18 protein-coding genes are annotated in these 19,804 nt (G+C 66.8%); 5 read left to right on the top strand and 13 right to left on the bottom strand.

Annotated features, from left to right (window positions below; all coding sequences use genetic code 11):
- Positions 1-7 precede the first annotated feature (7 nt).
- The 5 genes from H7J89_RS07990 to H7J89_RS07970 are packed head-to-tail and all read right to left on the bottom strand — an operon-like array spanning position 8 to position 6,497.
- Positions 8-1,312 carry an LLM class flavin-dependent oxidoreductase gene (locus H7J89_RS07990; protein ID WP_264040660.1) on the bottom strand — a complete coding sequence of 435 codons (1,305 nt, stop codon included), beginning with the start codon at positions 1,310-1,312 and terminating at the stop codon, positions 8-10.
- A 2-nt stretch (positions 1,313-1,314) separates the two neighbouring features.
- Positions 1,315-3,051: an FAD-binding protein gene (locus tag H7J89_RS07985; protein ID WP_264040653.1), complete on the bottom strand. Its 1,737-nt coding sequence runs from the start codon at positions 3,049-3,051 to the stop codon at positions 1,315-1,317.
- A complete protein-coding gene (locus H7J89_RS07980; RefSeq protein ID WP_264040644.1) occupies positions 3,048-3,965 on the bottom strand; it encodes a 3-carboxyethylcatechol 2,3-dioxygenase in 918 nt (305 codons plus the stop codon). Before H7J89_RS07980 ends, H7J89_RS07985 begins: the two co-directional genes overlap by 4 nt.
- Positions 3,913-5,634 carry a bifunctional 3-(3-hydroxy-phenyl)propionate/3-hydroxycinnamic acid hydroxylase gene (locus H7J89_RS07975; RefSeq protein ID WP_264040637.1) on the bottom strand — a complete coding sequence of 574 codons (1,722 nt, stop codon included), beginning with the start codon at positions 5,632-5,634 and terminating at the stop codon, positions 3,913-3,915. Before H7J89_RS07975 ends, H7J89_RS07980 begins: the two co-directional genes overlap by 53 nt.
- Positions 5,634-6,497, bottom strand: a complete 864-nt coding sequence (locus H7J89_RS07970; protein ID WP_264040630.1) for an alpha/beta fold hydrolase — start codon at positions 6,495-6,497, stop codon at positions 5,634-5,636. Before H7J89_RS07970 ends, H7J89_RS07975 begins: the two co-directional genes overlap by 1 nt.
- A gap of 127 nt (positions 6,498-6,624) precedes the next feature.
- On the opposite strand from H7J89_RS07970, the gene H7J89_RS07965 reads away from it, so the two are divergent.
- Both H7J89_RS07965 and H7J89_RS07960 read left to right on the top strand, forming a co-directional pair.
- Entirely contained in the window at positions 6,625-7,302 is a 678-nt protein-coding gene (locus H7J89_RS07965) for an IclR family transcriptional regulator (RefSeq protein WP_264040622.1), read from the top strand.
- Between the two features lie 14 nt (positions 7,303-7,316).
- Positions 7,317-8,933: an FAD-dependent oxidoreductase gene (locus tag H7J89_RS07960; protein WP_264040613.1), complete on the top strand. Its 1,617-nt coding sequence runs from the start codon at positions 7,317-7,319 to the stop codon at positions 8,931-8,933.
- A 16-nt stretch (positions 8,934-8,949) separates the two neighbouring features.
- Here the strand turns inward: H7J89_RS07960 and H7J89_RS07955 are convergent, their stop codons facing one another.
- A complete protein-coding gene (locus H7J89_RS07955) occupies positions 8,950-10,170 on the bottom strand; it encodes a sensor histidine kinase (protein ID WP_264040604.1) in 1,221 nt (406 codons plus the stop codon).
- A gap of 113 nt (positions 10,171-10,283) precedes the next feature.
- On the opposite strand from H7J89_RS07955, the gene H7J89_RS07950 reads away from it, so the two are divergent.
- A complete protein-coding gene (locus H7J89_RS07950; protein WP_264040594.1) occupies positions 10,284-10,937 on the top strand; it encodes a response regulator in 654 nt (217 codons plus the stop codon).
- On the opposite strand, the gene H7J89_RS07945 is transcribed toward H7J89_RS07950, so the two are convergent.
- The 3 genes from H7J89_RS07945 to H7J89_RS07935 all read right to left on the bottom strand — a co-directional run bounded on the left by H7J89_RS07945 (position 10,930) and on the right by H7J89_RS07935 (position 14,018).
- The gene (locus H7J89_RS07945) at positions 10,930-11,841 is read right to left on the bottom strand and encodes a thiamine pyrophosphate-dependent enzyme (RefSeq protein ID WP_264040586.1); all 912 of its coding nucleotides are present in this window, start codon (positions 11,839-11,841) and stop codon (positions 10,930-10,932) included. The two genes, H7J89_RS07950 and H7J89_RS07945, sit on opposite strands and share 8 nt — an antisense overlap.
- A gap of 158 nt (positions 11,842-11,999) precedes the next feature.
- The gene (meaB, locus tag H7J89_RS07940; protein ID WP_264040577.1) at positions 12,000-12,878 is read right to left on the bottom strand and encodes a methylmalonyl Co-A mutase-associated GTPase MeaB; all 879 of its coding nucleotides are present in this window, start codon (positions 12,876-12,878) and stop codon (positions 12,000-12,002) included.
- A complete protein-coding gene (locus H7J89_RS07935; protein WP_264040859.1) occupies positions 12,879-14,018 on the bottom strand; it encodes a thiolase family protein in 1,140 nt (379 codons plus the stop codon).
- A gap of 191 nt (positions 14,019-14,209) precedes the next feature.
- Here H7J89_RS07935 and H7J89_RS07930 point away from each other — a divergent pair, with 191 nt between their 5' ends.
- Entirely contained in the window at positions 14,210-15,079 is an 870-nt protein-coding gene (locus H7J89_RS07930) for a proline iminopeptidase-family hydrolase (protein ID WP_264040851.1), read from the top strand.
- A gap of 6 nt (positions 15,080-15,085) precedes the next feature.
- On the opposite strand, the gene H7J89_RS07925 is transcribed toward H7J89_RS07930, so the two are convergent.
- From H7J89_RS07925 to H7J89_RS07910, 4 genes are all read right to left on the bottom strand, one after another.
- A complete protein-coding gene (locus tag H7J89_RS07925) occupies positions 15,086-15,853 on the bottom strand; it encodes an enoyl-CoA hydratase/isomerase family protein (protein ID WP_067202911.1) in 768 nt (255 codons plus the stop codon).
- Positions 15,854-15,964: 111 nt separating this feature from the next.
- On the bottom strand, positions 15,965-17,062 hold the full coding sequence (locus H7J89_RS07920) for an acyl-CoA dehydrogenase family protein (protein WP_264040554.1): 1,098 nt from the start codon (positions 17,060-17,062) through the stop codon (positions 15,965-15,967).
- A complete protein-coding gene (locus H7J89_RS07915) occupies positions 17,049-17,954 on the bottom strand; it encodes an acyl-CoA dehydrogenase family protein (RefSeq protein WP_264040546.1) in 906 nt (301 codons plus the stop codon). Before H7J89_RS07915 ends, H7J89_RS07920 begins: the two co-directional genes overlap by 14 nt.
- The gene (locus H7J89_RS07910) at positions 17,932-19,335 is read right to left on the bottom strand and encodes a class I adenylate-forming enzyme family protein (protein WP_264040529.1); all 1,404 of its coding nucleotides are present in this window, start codon (positions 19,333-19,335) and stop codon (positions 17,932-17,934) included. The genes H7J89_RS07915 and H7J89_RS07910 overlap by 23 nt, the downstream gene beginning before the upstream one ends.
- A 125-nt stretch (positions 19,336-19,460) precedes the next feature.
- Between H7J89_RS07910 and H7J89_RS07905 the strand changes: the two genes are divergently transcribed.
- Positions 19,461-19,796 carry a 2Fe-2S iron-sulfur cluster-binding protein gene (locus H7J89_RS07905; protein ID WP_264040519.1) on the top strand — a complete coding sequence of 112 codons (336 nt, stop codon included), beginning with the start codon at positions 19,461-19,463 and terminating at the stop codon, positions 19,794-19,796.
- Positions 19,797-19,804: the final 8 nt, after the last annotated feature.

Raw genomic sequence — 19,804 nt, 5'->3', positions numbered from 1 at the left:
TCCGGTGTCACTTGCCTTGCTGTTCTTTCAACCGCTGGGCCGCCTGGACGCGGCCCTCATTGATCTCCGCCATGGCTTCGGGGATCTCGCTGGCGGTGAACTTACCGCCCCGACCGGTCGGCAGGCCACCGAACGAATAGTGCTCGTCGAATTGCGGCGCCGTCGATGCCGGCCGCCGCGCCTCAACCTTCTCGATGACGGGCTCCAACCGCTTGGCCTTTTCGGCCACTGCTTTCGCATCGCGCTCGATGAACTCGGGCAGTACTTCGGAGCCCATCAGCTCGATGGATTCCATGGTGCCCTCGTGGCTGCGCGGGTTGAGCAGCAGGATGATCTCGTCCACGCCGCTTTCCTCGTAACCGCGCAGGAACTCCCGCACCGTGGCCGGAGAACCGATCGCGCCCCGCCCGGGGCCGTACGCCAGCGTCGGATCCTTCGCGACCTCTTCGAGATACCGCTGCCAAACCCCGGTCCGCCCGGGGGTGTGCACTCCCGTCATGTAGTAGTGCATGATTCCGAACGAGAAGAAGCCGCCGCCCTGCCCGAGCCGTTGCAGCGCCTGCTCGTCGGACTTGGCGACCATCATCGACAGGTCGCCGCCGATGGCCAGGATGTTCGGATTGATCCGCGGGGTAACCGGCACGCCGTTCTCTTCGAACTCCTTGTAGTAACCGTTCACCCGCTCGGTCAGCGGTCCGGGCCCGGTGTAGGCGAAACTCAGTGCACCAATTGCCTTTTGGGCAGCCATCTGCACGCTCGCGGGGCGCGTGCAGGCGACCCAGACCGGCGGGTGCGGCTTTTGGAGCGGCTTGGGGACGACGTTGCGTGCCGGCATCTGCACGTGCTCGCCGTTGAAGCCCGCGAACGGTTCCTCGATCATGCAGCGGATCGAGACCTCGAGGGCCTCCTCCCACTGGGCTCGTTTGTCAGCCGGATCGATGTTGAATCCACCGAGTTCACCGACGGAGGACGACTCCCCGGTGCCGAATTCCACTCGGCCGTTGGACAGCAGGTCGAGCGTGGCGATGCGTTCGGCGACCCGGGCGGGATGATTGACAACGGGTGGCAGGTGCATGATGCCAAAGCCCAACCGGATGTTCTTGGTCCGCTGGCTGGCCGCGGCCAGGAAGATTTCCGGTGCCGTTGAGTGGCAGTACTCCTCGAGGAAGTGGTGCTCGGTCAGCCAGACGGTGGAGAAGCCCGCCTTATCGGCGGCCTCGACCTCGTCGAGGCAGTCTTGCATCATGACGTGCTCGTCGTCGGGCGCCCAGGGCCGCGGTAGGGCGAATTCGTAGAACAGCGATATCTTCATTGCTACCTCCTATGAGAATTAAGGGTTCGGTTGGCGGCTTGTGCGGCAAGGTGATTCGCCGCGACGAAGCCGAAGGTCATCGCGGGCCCGATCGTCGCCCCCGCACCGGCGTAGCTGCGTCCCATCACCGGCGCGGACGTGTTGCCCACCGCGTACAGCCCCGGTACCACGGTGTCGTCGTCCCGCAGCACCCGCGCGTGTTCGTCGGTACGCAGGCCGCCGGACGTCCCGAGGTCGCCCAGGACGATCCGGAATGCGTAGTACGGCGGATCGCCCAGCGGGTACAGGTTCGGGTTGGGCAGTGTCGGATCGCCGTAGTAGTTGTCGTAGACGCTGTCGCCGCGGTTGAAGTCGTCGTCGTGGCCTTTGCGGGCGAGTTCATTGAAGCGTCTGGCGGTTTCGGACAGGTTGTGCGCGGGGACACCGATCCTGTCCGCCATCTCCTCCCACGTCATCGCCGCCTTGACCACACCCGATTCCAGCCACGCCGAGGGGACCTTGCGGCCGGTGGGCACCGGTGCTCCCGGGATTTTCGGTATCGGCAGATGGCCGCCGATGACATAGCGATTCCACGACCTGTGGTCGGTGAGCAGCCAACAGGGGATGTGCGTGACCCCGGATTTGTGGCCGTCGATCATGGCGTGACCGAAGTCCATGTAGGGCGCCGCCTCGTTGATGAAGCGCTTGCCGTCGCCGTTGACGATGAACTGGGCGGGCATCATGCGTTCGTTGAGCATGAATTGCATGCGGCCGTCCGGCCATTGGATGGCCGGGAACCACCACGCCTCGTCAAGCAACTCGGTTGCGGCGCCGACCTTTTGCGCCGCCCGGATGCCGTCGCCCATGGCGGCGGGGTTGCCGAAGCTCCAGTCCTGGTCCACCACGGGGAGCAGTTCCCTGCGCCAGGCCAGGTCGTGATCGAAGCCGCCGGACGCCAGGATCACCCCGAGGCGCGCCCCGATCCGCTGCGTTTCACCGCCCCTCTCCAATGACACCCCGGTCACCGTTCCGTCCGCGTCGGTGAGCAACGCGGTCATCGGCGAGTCCAGCCACAGCGGGATGCCGCGTTCCCGCATGGTCAGCCGCAGGCGCGCGGCCAGTGACTGCCCGATCGCCGCCATCCGTTCGCCGAACAGCCGCGCCCGGACCATCCGCGAAATCAGCTTGAGGAGGACGCCTTTGCCGGCCCACGATTGCCGGATGCGGTAGAAGGTCCGGAGTTCTTTGGGCCCCAGCCAGATTCCCTTGGGAGCCAGCGCCAAGGGCTGGAGAAGCTTGTGCTCGTCGGGTCCCAGCTTCCGCAGGTCGATGGGCGGCACATTGATCGTGCTGCCGAGTTCGGATCCACCGGGCAATTCCGGGTAGTAGTCGGCGTAACCGGGTTTCCAGACGAATTCACACCACCCGGAGAGCCGTTCGAGGAATTCGAGCATTTTCGGTGCGGTCTCGACGTACTGCCGTATCCGCGCCTCGCTGACCAATCCGTCGGTGATTTGTTGCAGGTATTCGACGACGCCCTCGGGTGAGGGCAGGTAGCCCTCCCTGCGCTGCGCGGGCGCTCCCGGTACCCAGATGCCGCCCCCGGACAGCGCGGTGGAACCGCCGAAGAACGATGACTTCTCCACGACCAGCGCGTCCAGCCCCGCGGCTTGGGCGGTCAGGGCGGCGGTCATGCCGCCGCCGCCCGACCCGACGACGAGTACGTCGACAACGTGGTCGAAGCCGTCCTCCCCCGTCATTTCAGCACTGCCGTTCTGATCGCGAACCCGGCGATCAGTTCGGCGGCCGGCTTGTAGTAGCGCCCCACGGTTTCGTACGGCCCGGCGCTCGCCAGCGCCGCGAATGCGGCGATCCAGGTTCTGATTTCCTGGGCGGAGCCGCCGCCCTCGTGCGCGACGAACGAGTTCGACCACTGGTCGAGTTCGGCGAGCCACCCGCCGTCGATGATCTCGAGGAATCGCTGGTCCCACACCGGGTTCAGTCGCTGCAGCTCGTCCTCGCCGGCGGCGAAGCGCTTGGCCGCATCGATCACGGCCGCCTGCCGGGCCTGGCGCTGCTCGGGCGTCATCGGCCGGCCGTGCACGATGCGCTCCCGTACCGGCGGCGGTGCGGTCGCCAATGTCGGCACCGGCGGGCTGTGGGAAAGCCCACCGGATCCCAGCACCAGGACCCGCTTGTCCAGCGTGGCCAGATGGCTGCCGACGGCCGCACCGAGTGCCCGGCAACGATGCAATGGCCCCAGTGGGACGCCGATCGCGTTGATGAAGATCGGTATCACCGGGTGTGCGGTGGCCTCGCCGAACAGCTTCTCAAGGGGCTGAACGGTCCCGTGATCCACGTCCATGCAGGCCGAGACCGCGACGTCGACCCCCGCGTCGAGGACGGCTTTGGCGCACTCGGTGGCCAGCTTTTCCGGAACGTCGAGCGGCCCCGCATGGGTGCCGTAGTCACCAACTCCGTTGGCGCTCGTCCCGATACAGAAGGGCGGCATCATCTTGTAGAAGAACCCGTTGTAGTGGTCCGGGGAGAAGATGACGACGAGTTCGGGGTCGTAGTCGGCGACGAATTGCCGCGCGCCGGCGATCGCGCCTTCGATGTCGTCAAGCAGGTCCTGCGACGGCCCCGGAAGATTCAGGAGCGGGCTGTGCGACATACAGCACAGAGCCAGTGTCACTTTGCGGATCACCCCCTCTCGGCGTGAGCGTGAGTGCATCAATGAGCGCGGCGCTCAAGTCTGGGGCGCGCTGAGCGATGCACGCACCGGCGATGCACCGATCGGGGCGCAGGAACAAAACCGATTCCTGGTGGGTGTCGAACCAGGATTTGACCGCGCCGTCGCGATCGCCCACGACGACGACGTCGGGATCGTCGTGGCCGGTCCAGTCCAGCTGGGTCAGCGGCCGCAATGCAATGAATCGGGCGCCCAGGGCTTTCCAGTTCGCGAAGGCGACGTCGCCCAGGATCTTGCGGGGGTTGTTGTTCCAGCAGAGCACCGCGAACCAGTCACCGAGCACGTCGTCCAGCAGCACGTTCTGCTGATCGCGGGTGTCGACCCGGGGCTGGATGAACAGCGTGCCCACCGCCGAATCGGCCCGGCCGGTGCCGGGTTCGTGGACAACGGCCCCCTGTTCGTAGCGCGGCATCGGCTTGAACCGCATCTCCAGGACATACCGCTTGAGCGACGGCACAATTGACGCCGACCGCACGAGGAGGTCTCGCGCGCCGGCCACCCGGCGGTTGGTGGGCGAAATCACTCGCCCCACCATGGTGGAAAGGTCGATCATCGCCCGCGCATGCTTGCGGCGCTCCATGTCATAGGTGTCCAGCAAGCCTTCGCCGGCACGCCCGTTCACGACCGCGGCGAGCTTCCAACCCAGATTGGCCGCGTCGCGGATGCCGCTGTTGTAACCCTGGCCCTGCCAGACGGGCATCAGATGCGCGGCGTCCCCGGCCAGCAACATCCGGCCCTTGCGGAACGCGCCGGCGATCCTTGAATGATGGGTGTAGACCCGGCGCCGGATCACGTCGACGCGGTCCGGGTGCGGCACCATCCGGGCCAGCATCCGCGTCAGGAACGCCGGATCCTGCGCCTGCTCGTCGGTCTCGTCGGCGTGAATCATGAACTCGAACCTGCGAATTCCGTGCGCGATCGAGATCGAGGCATATGGGCGTTCCGGGTCTGCGCCGACCTCGCTGTTGGGGTGACCGAGCGGGTCGTTGGCGATGTCGACCACCAGCCAACGGGTCGACGAAGTCGTACCGTCGAAAGTTACGCCCATCATGCGGCGGGTCATACTGCGACCGCCGTCGCAACCCACCACGTAACGCGCTCGCAGGCTGGACGTTTCATGGTCGCGCTCACCCCCGAGTTCGACGGTCACCCCGTCGGCGTCGTCCTGACACGCCACCATCGGACACCCCCACCGCACCTCGACGTGCCCGAATCGTTTTAGCCCGGCCAGCAATTCGGCGTCGACCAGCGGTTGCACGAAACCGTTGCGCTTCGGCCACCCGAACCGCGCATCGGGCGGCGCCATTTCAGCGAGCACCCGCCGCTTGGCGTCGACGAACCGCAGGATCTGGTTGGGCACCGTATGCGGCACGATGCGATCGGCCAGCCTGATCGACTGGAAGGTCCGCAACGCCTCGTCGTCGAGCCCCACCCCGCGCGGATAGTCGATCAGCGTGTCGCGTTCGTCGACCACCACCGTCCGGATGCCCTGCAGCCCAAGGATATTGGCCAGTGTCAGGCCGACCGGGCCGGCACCGACAACGACGACCTCGGTCTCGATTCCTGCCGGCTCGCGCCCCGCGTCGACCATCACCGCCCCAAGAGGAAGTCGAGATGCAGCCGATTGAAGGTCTTGGGGTCCTCGTACTGCGGCCAGTGCCCGCAGCCGGGCATCACCTCGAAGCGGGCGCCCGGAATCATCGACGCGATGCGGCGGCCCTCGGTCACGTCCGCGGTGGGGTCGTCGCTGGTCCACAGCACCAGCGTCGGCGCGGTGATCGCACCGTATTCGCCCGGGCCGATGATGTTGCGCGCCCGAATCTCGGGATCCTGCAGGGCCATGATGTCGCGCATGGCGTCGACGAATCCCGGTTGGCGATAGACGCGTTGGCGGCTGGCGACCAGGTCGTCGTAGCCCTTGGACTTGTCGGCCATCAACCACTTGATCCGCGCTTGCACCGTTTCCCACGTCGGGTCTTCGGCGGCCGCCATGGATAGCGTGATGATGCGTTTCATCACCACCGGGTCGGCCTGGGAGCCGCCGGCGGTATTCAGGACGAGCCGGTCGACCACGCCGGGATGGTCGATGGCGGCGCGGGCGGCGACCCAACCGCCCAGCGATTCACCGCTGATGCTGGCGCGATTGACGCCGATGGTGCGCAGGACCGCCATCAGGTGCTCGACATAGTGGTGAACTTCCAGCGGGTGGCCCGGCTTGCTGGTGTAACCGTGGCCCAGCATGTCGATCGACCAGGTCCAGAAGTGCTCGGCGTGCGCCCCCAGGTTGCGGACGTACGCCTCGGCGTGGCCACCGGATCCGTGCAACAGCATCAACACCGGCTTACCCGGGTCGCCGGCCCGCAGATAGCGGGTCCGCACGCCACCGGCGTCGACGTAGCCCTGCTCAAACGCGACGCCCTGGAGATCGCTCCAGATGCTTTCGAACTCCGCCACGGTTCCTCTCTGGCCTTCAGCTCGTGGAAATCGTATTCTCGTTCTTGACCAACTTCGTGTGCTAATATCGCACACTAACGTGCGTTATTAATAGAGCTTCGCTCTCGCAGGGAGGTCTGTCAAGGCTGTGGCAGGTTCGGTGACAGGTTCACAGACGCTGGCCCGGGGGCTGACGGCGCTGCAGATGGTGGCGGATTCCCCAGGTGGGCTTACCGTGCAACAGCTCGCCGAACAGGTCGGGGTGCATCGCACCATCGCCTATCGACTGCTGTCGACACTGGCCGAATTCCGTTTAGTGGCCAAGGGAGAGGATGGGCGCTACCGGCCGGCTTCCGGGCTCGCCGTTCTCGGCGCATCGTTCGACCGCAACGTGCGCCAAGTCAGCCTGCCGACCCTGCGCGCGCTGGCCGACGAACTCGGCACCACGGTGTCGTTGCTCATCGCCGAGGGTGACCAGCAGGTGGCGATCGCGGTCATCGTGCCGAGCCACGTTGCCTACCAACTGTCCTTCCACGAAGGAAGTCGATACCCGCTCGAACGGGGTGCGGCCGGAATCGCCTTGCTCGCGAGCATGCCGCCGCGCCCCGGGGAACGCGACCTGGTCACCCGCGCTCGCGAGAGTGGCTGGGTGAGCACCTACGGGGAGATCGAGCCGAACACCTACGGCCTGGCCGTGGCGGTGCGCCGCCACCCGCCCTCCCCACCCACGTGCATCAACCTCATCTCCCACCGAGAAGACGTCGTGATGCGTGGAAAAGATGCGGTCATCAAAGCCGCGAAGCAGTTGTCCGAGCTGCTGGGCTGAAGGGATAACGATCAATGTCGTGGGACATGCAAGCCGACGTCGTCGTGCTCGGCAGTGGTGGCGCCGGGCTTACCGCCGCCCTCACCGCGGCCGCATCCGGGGCCTCGGTGGAGGTCTTCGACAAGGCGCCGACCGTCGGGGGGACCACCGCGGTGTCGGGTGGCGTCGTGTGGATCCCGGCCCATAACCGTTCGCCCGACGGCGAATTGACGCCCGCCGACGCGTTGCGATACCTGCGCGCGCAGTCCCTGGGCTCGATGGACGACGAGTTGGTCGAGACATTCGTGCACACCGGCTCGGCGATGCTCGACTTCGTCGAGGCGCACAGCGGTTTGCGCTTCGAGATCGCCACCGGCTTCCCCGACTATCGGCCCGAATTGCCGGGCGGGCAACCGGCCGGCGGCCGTTCGCTGAGTGCCGCTCCCTTCGATCTGGCGCAGCTGGGCGAGTGGGCCACTTGGATCACATCGTTTCCGGCCGACTGGTCCAACGTCGGATTCGATGCCGAGACCAGGGCCCGTCTGCACGCGGCGATCGACGAACGAACCGGCCACCTGTGCGTCGCAGGCACCGCGCTGATCGCGGGGCTCCTCAAGGGACTACTGGATGCCGGCGTCACCCCGCACATCAACGCGCGGGCCGAACGCCTCATCGCCGACGACGGAGAAATCACCGGCGTGCGGATCGGCTTGCAAGGACGCAACATCAACGTTCGCGCCCGACACGGCGTCATCCTGGGCACGGGCGGCTTCGAGTGGGATCCCGCTCTGGCGCAAGCCTTTCTGCGCGGCCCGATGCACGGCGCGGTCTCGCCGCCCAACAACACCGGCGATGGCCTGCGCATGGCGATGGCACACGGTGCGGACCTGGCCAACATGGGCGAGGCCTGGTGGGTGCCGATCGTCCAAATCCCCGGCGACACCATCGAAGGCAAGCCACGCAGCCGCAGCGTACGGCTGGAACGAACGCGGCCAAGGAGCATCATCGTCAACTCGGCGGGCCGCCGATTCGTCAACGAGGCCTGCGACTACAACTCGATGGCCGGCGCATTCCACTACCTCGATCCCCGCGGCGGATACGTCAACGACCGCGGGTGGATGGTGTTCGATTCAATTCACCTGCAGCGCTACGGGTTCCTGGGCATCGAACCGGGGCAGCCCGTGCCGGACTGGTTCTGTGAGTCGGCGGACCTCGCCGAGTTGGCCGCCAAGACCGGCATCGATGCGGACGGCCTGATCCGCACCGTCGAGGCCTGGAACCGCCACGTGGCCGCCGGCGCCGATCCCGACTTCGGGCGCGGCTCCAGCGCGTACGACGGCTACTGGGGCGACGAGAGCGCGACCACACTTGCCGGCAAAACCCTCGGCCCGATCGACACCGCCCCCTTCTACGCGGTGCCGGTGTGCATCGGCGCGATGGGCACCAAGGGCGGTCCCCGGACCGATCGCGACGGGCGCGTGCTTCATGTGGGCGGTGAGCCGATCCCGGGTCTTTACGCCGCCGGCAATGCGATGGGCGGCGTGACCGGACGCGCCTACGGTGGCGCTGGCGGAACATTGGGTCCCGCAATGGTTTTCGGTTACCGCGCCGGCTATGCGGCCGCCACCGGGAAGTCCATCGACCTGAAGTAACGAGCCGCCGATCGGTCTATTTCGCGACCGGCACTTCGACGCAGATGTGCGTCCCGACCGGGACATCGAGGAAGACGAACTCTCCTCCGGCGGCGTCCACGCGCGCCCGGTGCGACGCCAATCCGATGTGTCCCTCACCGAGGCGGCGCGCCACGGTCCCCACGTCGAATCCCACACCATCATCGACCACGTGCAGGACGCACCTGTCGTCGGTAATTCCAAGCATGACCGAAGCGCTGCGAGCCCGTGAATGTTGCGCGACGTTGGACAGCAATTCGCGCACCACACCGAACACGATCGGGTCGATCGCATTGCGAATCGGGTAATCGATGTCGGTGGAGATCTCGATGCCCGAACGCTGGGCGGCGAAGACGGCCAGCTGCTGCACCGCGGCCGCTAGGCCGACCTGCTCGAGAACCGCGGGATGCAGCTCGAAAGTCGCTTGCCGCAGGCGTTCCGACGCCATCTGAAGGCCGGTGAGCGCCCGTCCGACACGATCATCGCCGGGCAATTCCGCGCCCAACTCGACGAGTTCTTGGCGCACCGCCAAGATGTCCTGCAGTGGCCCATCGTGAATGGATTCCGAGATCCGCCGCTGCTCGACGTCGGACGCGGTCATCGTTTGAGCGAGCAACTCCTCACGCAGTGTGCTCAGGCCCGCGACCGATCGCACGTGTCGCTCCTCGATCCGGACCACGACGAACGCGGTGGCGCACAGAAACCCGTAGAGCCCGAGCAGGAATACCGTGCTTGGCCAGTGCCCCGGACTCATCAGCACCCCGTCGTGAATGCCGGCGATGGCGAAGCCCACGAGCGTGAAGGTGAGCACCACCGCCGCACGCCGCGACGACACATCCACGCCCACCAAAACCGGTAGCAGCACCATGATCAGCAGCGGCAGGATCCCGAGGGCGGACAGCAATTGAAAGCCCGTCAACGCGACCACATCGAGGATGGTGAAAGTAAACGGCTCCAGCCGGCCGACCCCGGCCGAGCCGCCCAACCCGACCCATCGGCGCACGGGGGTGAAGGCAAGCACGAACGCGCAGAGCGCAACGAAGGCGTACGCGACGACGAGAGCGCTTTGCTGCGGCCATTCCCACCGCGGGGTGTCGACGACCATGGCGGCAACCATGAGGCCCACCACACAGATCCGGAGCACCGAAACGATTCGATACGAGCGCAACTGGTGGACCCTGCGCACCCGGTCCAGTTCTGTGTCGCTGCTATCGGCCATCCGATCACCGTAGTAATCCGCGGCGGCCCCGCCGAAGCAAACCGGCAGATTCCCCATCAGATTGCCCGGAAATTGAGAACGGCGCTCTTGAGCAGACCGCTACACTCATCGCCATGGCCGGGCCAGCAACGCCAGAAAAGGTGCGGGTGGTTGTCGGCGACGACCACCCGCTCTTTCGCGAGGGCGTGGTGCGTGCGCTTTCGTCGAGCGGTTCGGTGGACGTCGTCGGCGAGGCGGAGGACGGCTCGGCGGCGCTGGAATTGATCAAGGAGCACCTGCCCGACATCGCTCTGCTCGACTACCGGATGCCCGGCATGGACGGTGGTCAGGTGGCGGCGGCGGTGCGGAGCCAGGAGTTGCCGACCCGAGTGCTGCTGATCTCGGCGCACGACGAGCCCGCCATCGTGTACAAGGCGCTGCAGCAGGGCGCAGCCGGGTTCGTGCTCAAGGACTCGACCCGCAGCGAAATCGTCAAGGCAGTGCTCGACTGCGCCCAGGGCCGCGACGTGGTGGCACCGGCTCTGGTGGGAGGCCTTACCGCGGAGATCCGGCACCGGGCCGAGCCGACGGGTCCGGTACTCAGCGCGCGAGAACGCGAGGTGCTCAACCGGATTGCGCGTGGTCAAAGCATCCCGGTGATCGCGGGTGAGCTGTACGTGGCTCCGTCGACGGTGAAGACCCACGTGCAACGCCTGTACGAGAAGCTCGGCGTCAGCGATCGCGCGGCCGCCGTTGCCGAGGCGATGCGGCAAGGTCTGCTCAGCTAGCGGCCGACCGGTGGTCGGGTCCGACCGGCGCCGGCCCGTCCGCCCGCAGCAGCGCGTTCGCGAAGGCCGCGGCCTCGGCCACCAGCCGGCGAGCCCGGTGTTCCACCGCGTCGAGGTGTCCGGCGCTCACCCCGGCCCGGGTCAGCTGCCGCTTGGCGGAAACTAACGGATCGACCGCGGCGGGGTGGTTGGTCCGGAAGGTCACCGCTTCCACCATCGCAGGACCGCCGCCGGCGCTCGCTCGTTCCGCCGCCTCGGCGACCGAATCATGCACGGCTGCAACGCTGTTGCCGTCCACCGACAGCACGGGCAGGCCGTGGTGCTCACGGGGGCCCCGGCGCACGCCCGACGCGTCGCGGACGTTTTCGACGACGAACACCACCGGGAGTCGCCACGACAGCGCGATCTGCGTGGCCGACTTGAACTCGGCGGAGTTCACGGCTTCGTCCCCGATGACACACAGGGTCACCTTCCCCTCGCCGGCATGCCGCTGCGCATACGCATCACCCAACGCGAACAAGATCGACTGCCGCACAGGGTCGGTGGTGGCGAACAACTGCTTCCATTCCGTCGCGAACGGGCTTTCGTTCGCGCCGCCGGCCGCAGCCCGGCTCGGCGCGATCATCTCGGCGATAGCCGGGCCCAGCGGAAGGGCGAGGCCGACCCGCTGGGCGTGCTCGAAGTGGTGCATCGCGGTGCTCATGACGTCGCCCGGTCGAAGCGCCGCGACGGCGCCGACGGCCACCGCCTCCTGGCCGCATGCCGCGACCGTCGTCGCCTTGAGCAGACCTCCGATGCGCCGCTCTTCCAGCGCCATGTCCAGCAGTCGCGTCACCCACATCCGGCGGTACAGTTCCAGCTGTTCACCGAGGTTTACGGCCGACAATTCGGGTGTGCGAGCCATGTGCGGGTCTCCTAACTGATCTGGGTGGTGGCGTCGAGAGGTGACCGCCGTGTTGTACACAAGATCAACGTAGGGAGAGTGCCGCGTCCGGACCTCCGCCGATCGGTCCGCAAAGGGGATGAATCCCCATTCCCCCAATCGGGGGACAAGACGGATGGTCAGTCCTGCGGGCCATCGGTCGGTGACAGCAACTGTTCGGCCGCCGAGTAGGGGTCCTGGTCGCCGTCGACGACCGTTTCGGCCAGCCGGTCGAGATCCGGCCGGCTACGCAGCCGGGTTTGCGCCAGCGACAGGATCTGCGCGCGGGCGCGGGCCAGTCGACGGGCACGACTGTCGGCGCGGTGGTGGGCCTCGATGGCGGCCATCAACTCCGCGATGCCTTCGCCGCGAGCGGCGATGAGGCTGACGATCGGGGCATCAGTCTCCTCCCGCAGATCCCGCACCGTCCGTTCGGCACCTTCGCGGTCGGCCTTGTTGACCACCACGATGTCGGCGACTTCGAGCACCCCCGCCTTCGCCGCCTGAATCGCGTCGCCCGCACCGGGATTGAGGATGACAACGGTGGGGTCGGCGACCGCGGCTATCTCGATCTCGGATTGCCCCACCCCCACGGTCTCCAGCAAGACGACGTGGTAACCGATCGCCCCCAACAGCCGGATGGCTGCGGGGACCGCGGCGGCCAACCCCCCGACATGACCGCGGGTCGCCACCGACCTGATCAACACGTCGGAGTCGTTGATATGCGCGGCCATTCGTATCCGGTCGCCCAACAGCGCACCACCGCTGAACGGCGACGACGGGTCCACCGCCAACACCGCCACCCGGTCCCCCCGCTCGCGGTAGGCGCCGACCAGGGCGGCGATCGTGGTGGACTTGCCCGCGCCCGGCGGCCCGGTGATGCCGATAACGCTCACCGATGAGGGCTCGATACCGGCCAGCACCTCGTCGCGGCGCTCGCCCTCGACGAGAGACAGTAGCCGACCCACCGCGCGCGGTGATCCGTTGCGCGCGCCGGCGATCAAGTCGGCGATCTCCATTTAGGGAGCTGGGACCTCGATGACCGTGGCGGACCCCATGCCGCCGCCCGCACACATGGCGGCGACCGCGATTCCGCCGCCACGGCTGCGCAATTCGTGGATCAGCGTGACGAGCATCCTCGCTCCCGTCGCCGCCACCGGGTGGCCCAGCGAACATCCGCTGCCGCTGACATTGACCTTGTCCGGGTCGAGGTCGAGCAGCTTGACGGTGGCCACGCACATTGCGGCGAAGGCCTCGTTGATCTCGAAGAGGTCCACATCGGAGAGCGAGAGGCCAGCGCGGGCAAGAGCTTTCGGGATGGCCTCCACCGGCGCCAAACCGGTGATCGCCGGGTCCACCCCGACCGACGCCCAGGACCGCACCGTGGCCAGCGCCGGTAGCCCAAGCTCGTCGCTTGCGATCGTCAGCGCCGCCGCGCCGTCGTTGGCGCCGCAGGCATTGCCGGCGGTGATGGAAAAGCCCTCAATTTCGGGATGCAGCGGCTTGAGGGCGGCCAGCTTTTCCATGGTGGTGTCGCGCCGGGGGTGTTCATCGACGGCGAACAGTCCGTGCGGCGTTTCGATCGGGACGATCTCTTGTTTGAAGCGGCCCTCGTCGATCGCGGCGATGGCGTTGCGGTGCGACCGCAGCGCCCACGCGTCCATCTCTTCGCGGCTCACCCCGGCTTTCACCGCGGCGTTCCAGCCGACCGTGATCGACATGTCAAGGTTCGGCGCCTCGGGACTGTCTGGATGGGTCGGGGGAAACCAGTCGACCCATTCGCCGTCCACCTGCATCCGGGATCGTGGGGATGTGGAGGCGGAGTTCACACCGCCGGCGATGACGAGCCGATCCATCCCGGCACGCACGCTTGCCGCCGCGCTCTGCACCGCCGCCTGCCCGGCCGCGCAGTGGCGATTGTTCGCCAGACCGGGCACCTGGGTCAGGCCGGCCGTGATGGCCGCATGCCGTGCGATCACGCCGCCGCCATAGAGCCCCTCCCCCAGGATCACGTCGTCAACCTGAGCCGGGTCCAGGTCCTTCACCGATTCGGAGACCACGTGGTGTGCCAGGTCGAAGGCGCTGGTGTCGCGCAGCGTGCCCTTCCGGGCGGTGCCAATGGGGGTGCGCAGGGCGGACACGATGACGGCTTCGGGCACGGTCTTCTCCACTTCGGCGAGCGCGTCGCGAGTGCTCGAGAGCCCCCGCAGCTTATGAGAACAATATTCTCTCATTACGAGAGTCAGCGTTGCAAGGAGCGACGGACTCGCGAGCAGACGGAAAATCGCATGAACCGGCATCGTAGGCTGCGGTTTTGCGTCTGCTCGCCAATCAGGAGGCATCGTCGGCAATGGAGGGAACGATCGCGGTCCCGGGCGGCACCGTGTGGTTCAAGCGGGTCGGTGCCGGACCGGGCCTTCCCCTGCTGGTGGTGCACGGCGGTCCCGGTCTGCCGCACAGCTACCTGCGTTCATTGGAGCGGTTGGCTGACGAGCGCGAAGTCATCTACTGGGATCAGCTCGGGTGCGGCAAGTCCGAGCGCCCGTCGAACCGCGAACTGTGGACCATGCAGCGGTCGGTGGCCGAAATGGATGCCGTCGTGGCGGGCCTCGGCCTCAACCGTTTCCACATCTTCGGCAACTCGTGGGGCGGGATGATGGTTCAGCAGTACGCGCTCGACGTGCCATCGCGGGCGTTCAGCCTCACCATTTCGAACAGCATCGCGTCGATACCGCAGTTCTCGGAGATGGTAGCCCGGCTGAAATCGGAGCTCGATCCGGCAACGCAATCCGCCATCGAACGTCACGAAGCCGCGGGGACCACGTACAAGGCCGAATATCAGGACGCCATCCGCACCTGGAACGAAACCTATCTGTGCCGCGTGCGCCCTTGGCCGCCTGAGCTTTTGGAAGCCTTCGCCACGATGGGCACCGACATCTTCGAGACGATGTTCGGCCCCAGTGATTTTCACATCGTCGGAACAATCAAGGAATGGGACGTGTTCGACCGATTGGGCGAAATCACTTTGCCCACCCTGATTCTCGCGGGCAGGTTCGACGAATGCGTGCCCGAACACATGTGGGACATGCACCAGCGCATCGTCGGCTCACGGTTCGTGTTCTTTGAAAAGAGCGCTCACATGCCCTTCATTGAGGAGCCGGCCAAGTTCGACTCCGTGATGCGTGACTTCCTGCGGCAACACGATTCGTCGCGGGCGTAACCGGGATCAGTTCTTGCCGGCCGCCAGCTTGGTGACGATCGACCGGAAGTCTTCGGTGAGGAACGACTGGCTCTCGGCGGAGAGCGCGTAGTCGAGGCTGGCCAAGACCGCCCGCTCCAAATGGATATTGAGCACCCGCTTGGTGCTTTCGACCGCCTGCTGGGGCAGCTCCAGAATCTTTTTGGCGCAGGCGATCGCGTCCGCGACGGGATCGGCCGCGACGTGGTTGGCCAGCCCGAGCTCGACGGCACGCTGCGCGCTGATACGGGTGCCCGTCAACGCGAACTCCTTGGCGAGCAGCAGGCTGATGTGCAGCGGCCAGGTCAGCGGGCCGCCGTCGGCGGCCACCAGCCCCACTTGAACGTGTGGATCGGCGAGGTAGGCCTCTTCGGCGATGTAGACGATGTCGCTCAGCGCCACCAGGCTGCAGCCCAACCCGACGGCCGGGCCGTTGACCGCGGCCACCACGGGAATTCGGCAGCGCGCCATGCCCAAGACGATCTCGCGCCCGTCCCGGATGGTCTTGGCGCGCAGGTCGGCGTCGGCCGACAACTCCTTGAGATACGAGAAATCGCCGCCGGCCGAAAAAGCCCTGCCGGCCCCGGTGATCACCGCCGCGCGAGCCGCGGGGTCGTCGGTCAATCGCTGCCACAGTCGCGCGAGGCCGACGTGCAAATTGTCGTTGACCGAGTTGAGCGACTCCGGCCGGTTCAAGGTGATGATCCGCAGCGGGCCGTCGGCTTGGACGTCGATTTCGGCAGGCATGTCGTACATGTCAGACTCCTTCTATGGTCGTGACCCGCTTCACCCGGGCTTCGCCCGCATTCGCGATCACTCCTTCTATGGTCGTGACCCGCTTCACCCGGGCTTCGCCCGCGTTCGCGATCACTCCACCAATCCCAAGATGCGTGAAGCGATGATGTTCTTTTGTATCTGCGATGTCCCGCCCATCACGCTCTGCGCGCGGCTGTACAGATAGGCGCCGAGCAGGTCCGCATCGCGGGTACCGGTGACCGCCAGCGCGGCGTGTCCGACGGATTGCTCGACCCAGGTCATCAGCAGCTTGTCGAGCGACCCTTCGGGCCCGTGCGACACCCCGTCGAGCTGCTCGGACAGCCGCCGCCGGACATGATGGGTCAGCATCTCCGCCTGGACCGCAGCCCACGCGAGCTCCTCGGGAACCGGACCACCAGAACTCCCGTTGCGAGCGTAGAGGCTTCGCACCAGCTTGCCGTATCGGGCCGCGTAACCGAGCGTGGACGGCTCGCGCTCATGCCCGACGACGGTCATGGCGACCGCCCAGCCGTCACCGGGCGCGCCGACCATCCGGTCGGCCGGCACCTTGGCGCCGTCGAAGAACACCTGACCGAATTCGTTGGTCACCCCGTTGATCATGCGCAGCGGGCGCTGTTGCACGCCAGGTTGTTTCATCTCCAGCACGAAAGCCGACAGTCCGCGGTGGCGTTTGGCCTCTGGGTCGGTGCGCGCCAGCAAAAGGCACCAGTCCGCGACATCAGAGTAGCTGGTCCAGATCTTGTGACCGTTCACCACATAGGTGTCGCCCTCGAGACGAGCGGTGGTGGTGAGCGAGGCCAGATCGGAACCGGCGCCGGGCTCACTGAAGCCTTGGCACCAGCGCTCGGTGCCGTTGATGATGCCGGGCAGGAAGCGTTGCCGCACTTCATCGTTCGCGTGTCGGCCGATCCCGTAGATCAAGTAACCTACGCTGGGACGAGGGGGGGCACCGGCTCGAGCGAGCTCCTCGTCGACGATGACGTCATACACGGGCGGCAATTCCTGTCCGCCGTATTCGCGGGGAAACGACAACCCGAAGAAGCCCTCTCGGTACAAGGCCTGGTGCCATTCGGCCTGCCGGGCCCAATACTCGTCGCCGGATCCGGAGAATTCCTTGGCGTACACGGAAAGCCAGGACCTGAGCCGCTCCCGGAAGGCCGCTTCGTCTGGCGAGTCACGAAAGTCCAAGATCGATCTCCTTCAACGCGACGGGCCACAGTTCGGTCGATGTCAGGGCGCGGCGCAGGTAGACGTGCACCAGGCAGTCCCAGGTGTTGCCGATGCCGCCGTGCACCTGAATGGCCGTCTCACAGACGGTTCTCGCGGCGCGGGCGCAGTACACCTTCGCGACTTGGGCGGCGCGGATCGCTTCGGGGGGTGGCAGCTCGTCGACCGCCCACGCGGCGTGCCGCGATACGCTGATCGAACCTTCAATCAGCGCAAGGCTTTCGGCGAGCAGGTGGGCGATCGCCTGATAGGACCCGATCTGCTTGCCGTATTGCTCCCGGATTTTGGCGTAGTCGCACGCGACGGCATGGGCGCCCCGCGCGATGCCCACCAGGTCCGCCGTCGTGGTGACGAGCGCGAGCGCTCGCCATTGCCCCGCCACATCGGAAGAGACTTCGCCCAGTGTCGCCTTCGTTTCCGCGACTGTGGCATCGGCCCGCGTCAAGTCCGCGCCGTCGGTCACATCGCGCACATCGGCGGCCAGGACCCGCCCGCCCGTGAGGCTCAGGGCCCGCTGGGCGCCGCGCGCGTCGAGGGCGCGATCGTCGATCGCTATCGTCGCGCCGGCGCTGTCGGCGCCGACGCGGCGGGCGAGGTCGTCGGCGAGCACCGGGCCGAGAAACGGTGTGTCGACCAGCCGGCGTCCGAATTCCTCAGCGACAATGGCGACTTCGACACCCGACGCGCCGTCGGAACGCAGCGACCTCCAGCCGGTACCCGCGATTTGCCTGTCCAGCCGCGCAATCCGGCCCTGGTCGTCGAGGTCTTGGACCGCCGAGGGACCAAGGTCGTCGGCCAGCTTGGCGGCCGCGTCGCGCAATTGCTGTTGTTCAGCTGTCAGACGTACATCCATAGCGCTCCTTTAGGACTCGGCGCAATACCTTGCCCGACGGCAGGCGCGGAATATCGGGCACGAACACAACCCGGCTCAGCTGTTTGTAGGAAGCCAGCCGCTGATCGACCCGGGCGGTGAGCTCGCCGGCGTCGACGGGTGCGCATGTCGCGACGGCGGCGACGACCGCTTCCCCGTTGATCCCGTCGGGTACGCCGAACACCGCGCAGTCTTTGACCGCCGGATGACCATGCAGCACCGTCTCGATTTCGGCGGGCGCAACCTGAAAGCCGCGCACCTTGATCATTTCTTTGAGGCGGTCGGTGATTCGCAGCCAGCCTCCGGTGTCGATCCACCCGACGTCGCCGGTCCGGTACCAGCCATCGCGAATCACCTCGGCGGTCGCTTCGGCCGGGAGGTAGCCGGCCATCAGCGACGACGACCGGGCCTGGATCTCACCGATCTCTCCAGGACGGACCTGCTCACCGGTCTCCAGCGAGACCACCCGCAGGTGGACGCCCGGTACTGGACGCCCGACAGCGTCCAACCGGGCGCCTTCGATCGGATTGCATGCGATGACAGGCAGTTCCGTGGTCCCGTAGGCCGGCACCCAGCCGACGCCGGTGCGCCGGGTGACGGTCTCCGCGACGTCGGCACTGACCGGCGTCGCTCCCCACATGATGTAGCGGAGTGAGGACAGGTCGTAGGACTCGAGCCTGGGATGCGAGGCGATGGCCAGCGCGATGGGCGCGAGCGCCATTTCGACTGTGATGCGGTCGCTTTCGATGTGATGGAGCATCCGGTCGATGTCGAACCGGGTATGCAGCCGCACGCAGGCACCCGTGCGCAGCGCCGTGACAATGTTGAGCAGCCCGAGGATGTGGGAAGGCGGCGTGGCGATTTGAATCCGATCGCGCGGCGTCAGCCGCAGTGCTTCGCGCCAGTGCCGCACGGCCTCTTCCAGCGCTGTGTGGGTGTGCCGGACCGCCTTGGGCAGCCCCGTGGTGCCGGAGCTGAACACCAGCACCGCGTCGGACCGGGGCGGTGGCCGGCCGGCCATCGGTTCCCCCGGCCCGGTCGGTTCATCGAGGTGCAGCATCGGCATGGCGCCGGCCAGTATGGGATGGTCCCCGACGGCGTGGGCGGGATCGGTCAGGGCGAGCGCGTGGTCGACCTCGTCACGCTTCCATGCCGGGCTGATGAGGACCGCCGTGGCGGCCAGCCGCCAGATCGCAAGCAAAACGGCGACGAATTCCGGGCGGTTGGACGCCATCACAGCGACCCGCTGACCGGCTGAGATACCCTTTTTTGCCAGGGTCGCGGCCCAGCCGTCGGCCAGCGCGTCGAGCTGGGGCAGGCTCAGTCGCCGCTCCTCGAACACGACCGCGGCCGGCTCGGTCACGTCCCGTCCTTCCCTGACAGGCCGGGCCGACCTGACATCCGCGCAAACTTGAGAAGATCCTATCGCTCTGTGAGAATAGTATTCTCTACAGTGAAGAATGCAAGTACGGGGAGGGGGCGGTCGGAGTGACAGTGGCCCGAAGCATCGAGGAGGCCCCACGGGTGACAAATCCGTCAAACGGCTCCGGGGCGGGCACGGTGACCATCCACATGGACCGGAAGAAGGTCTCGGTGCCGCTGGTTCCCGGCGAAACGCTCTTGCAGAGCGCGCGGCGGGCCGGACTGGAACCGCCGTTCAGTTGCGAGGCGGGCAACTGCGGCACGTGCATGGCCAAGCTCGAAGAAGGCCACGCCACCATGCGGGTCAACGACGCTCTTGAAGAAGACGAGGTCGCCGAGGGCTACATTTTGACGTGCCAGGGCGTGCCGGACACGGATTCGGTAACGGTGCGTTACGAATAGCAGCCCGA

The organism is Mycobacterium paraffinicum, assembly GCF_025822865.1.
GTDB lineage: Bacteria > Actinomycetota > Actinomycetes > Mycobacteriales > Mycobacteriaceae > Mycobacterium > Mycobacterium paraffinicum.
The sequence above is the reverse complement of the archived record's forward strand: the minus strand, read 5'-3'. Positions and strand labels throughout refer to the sequence as shown.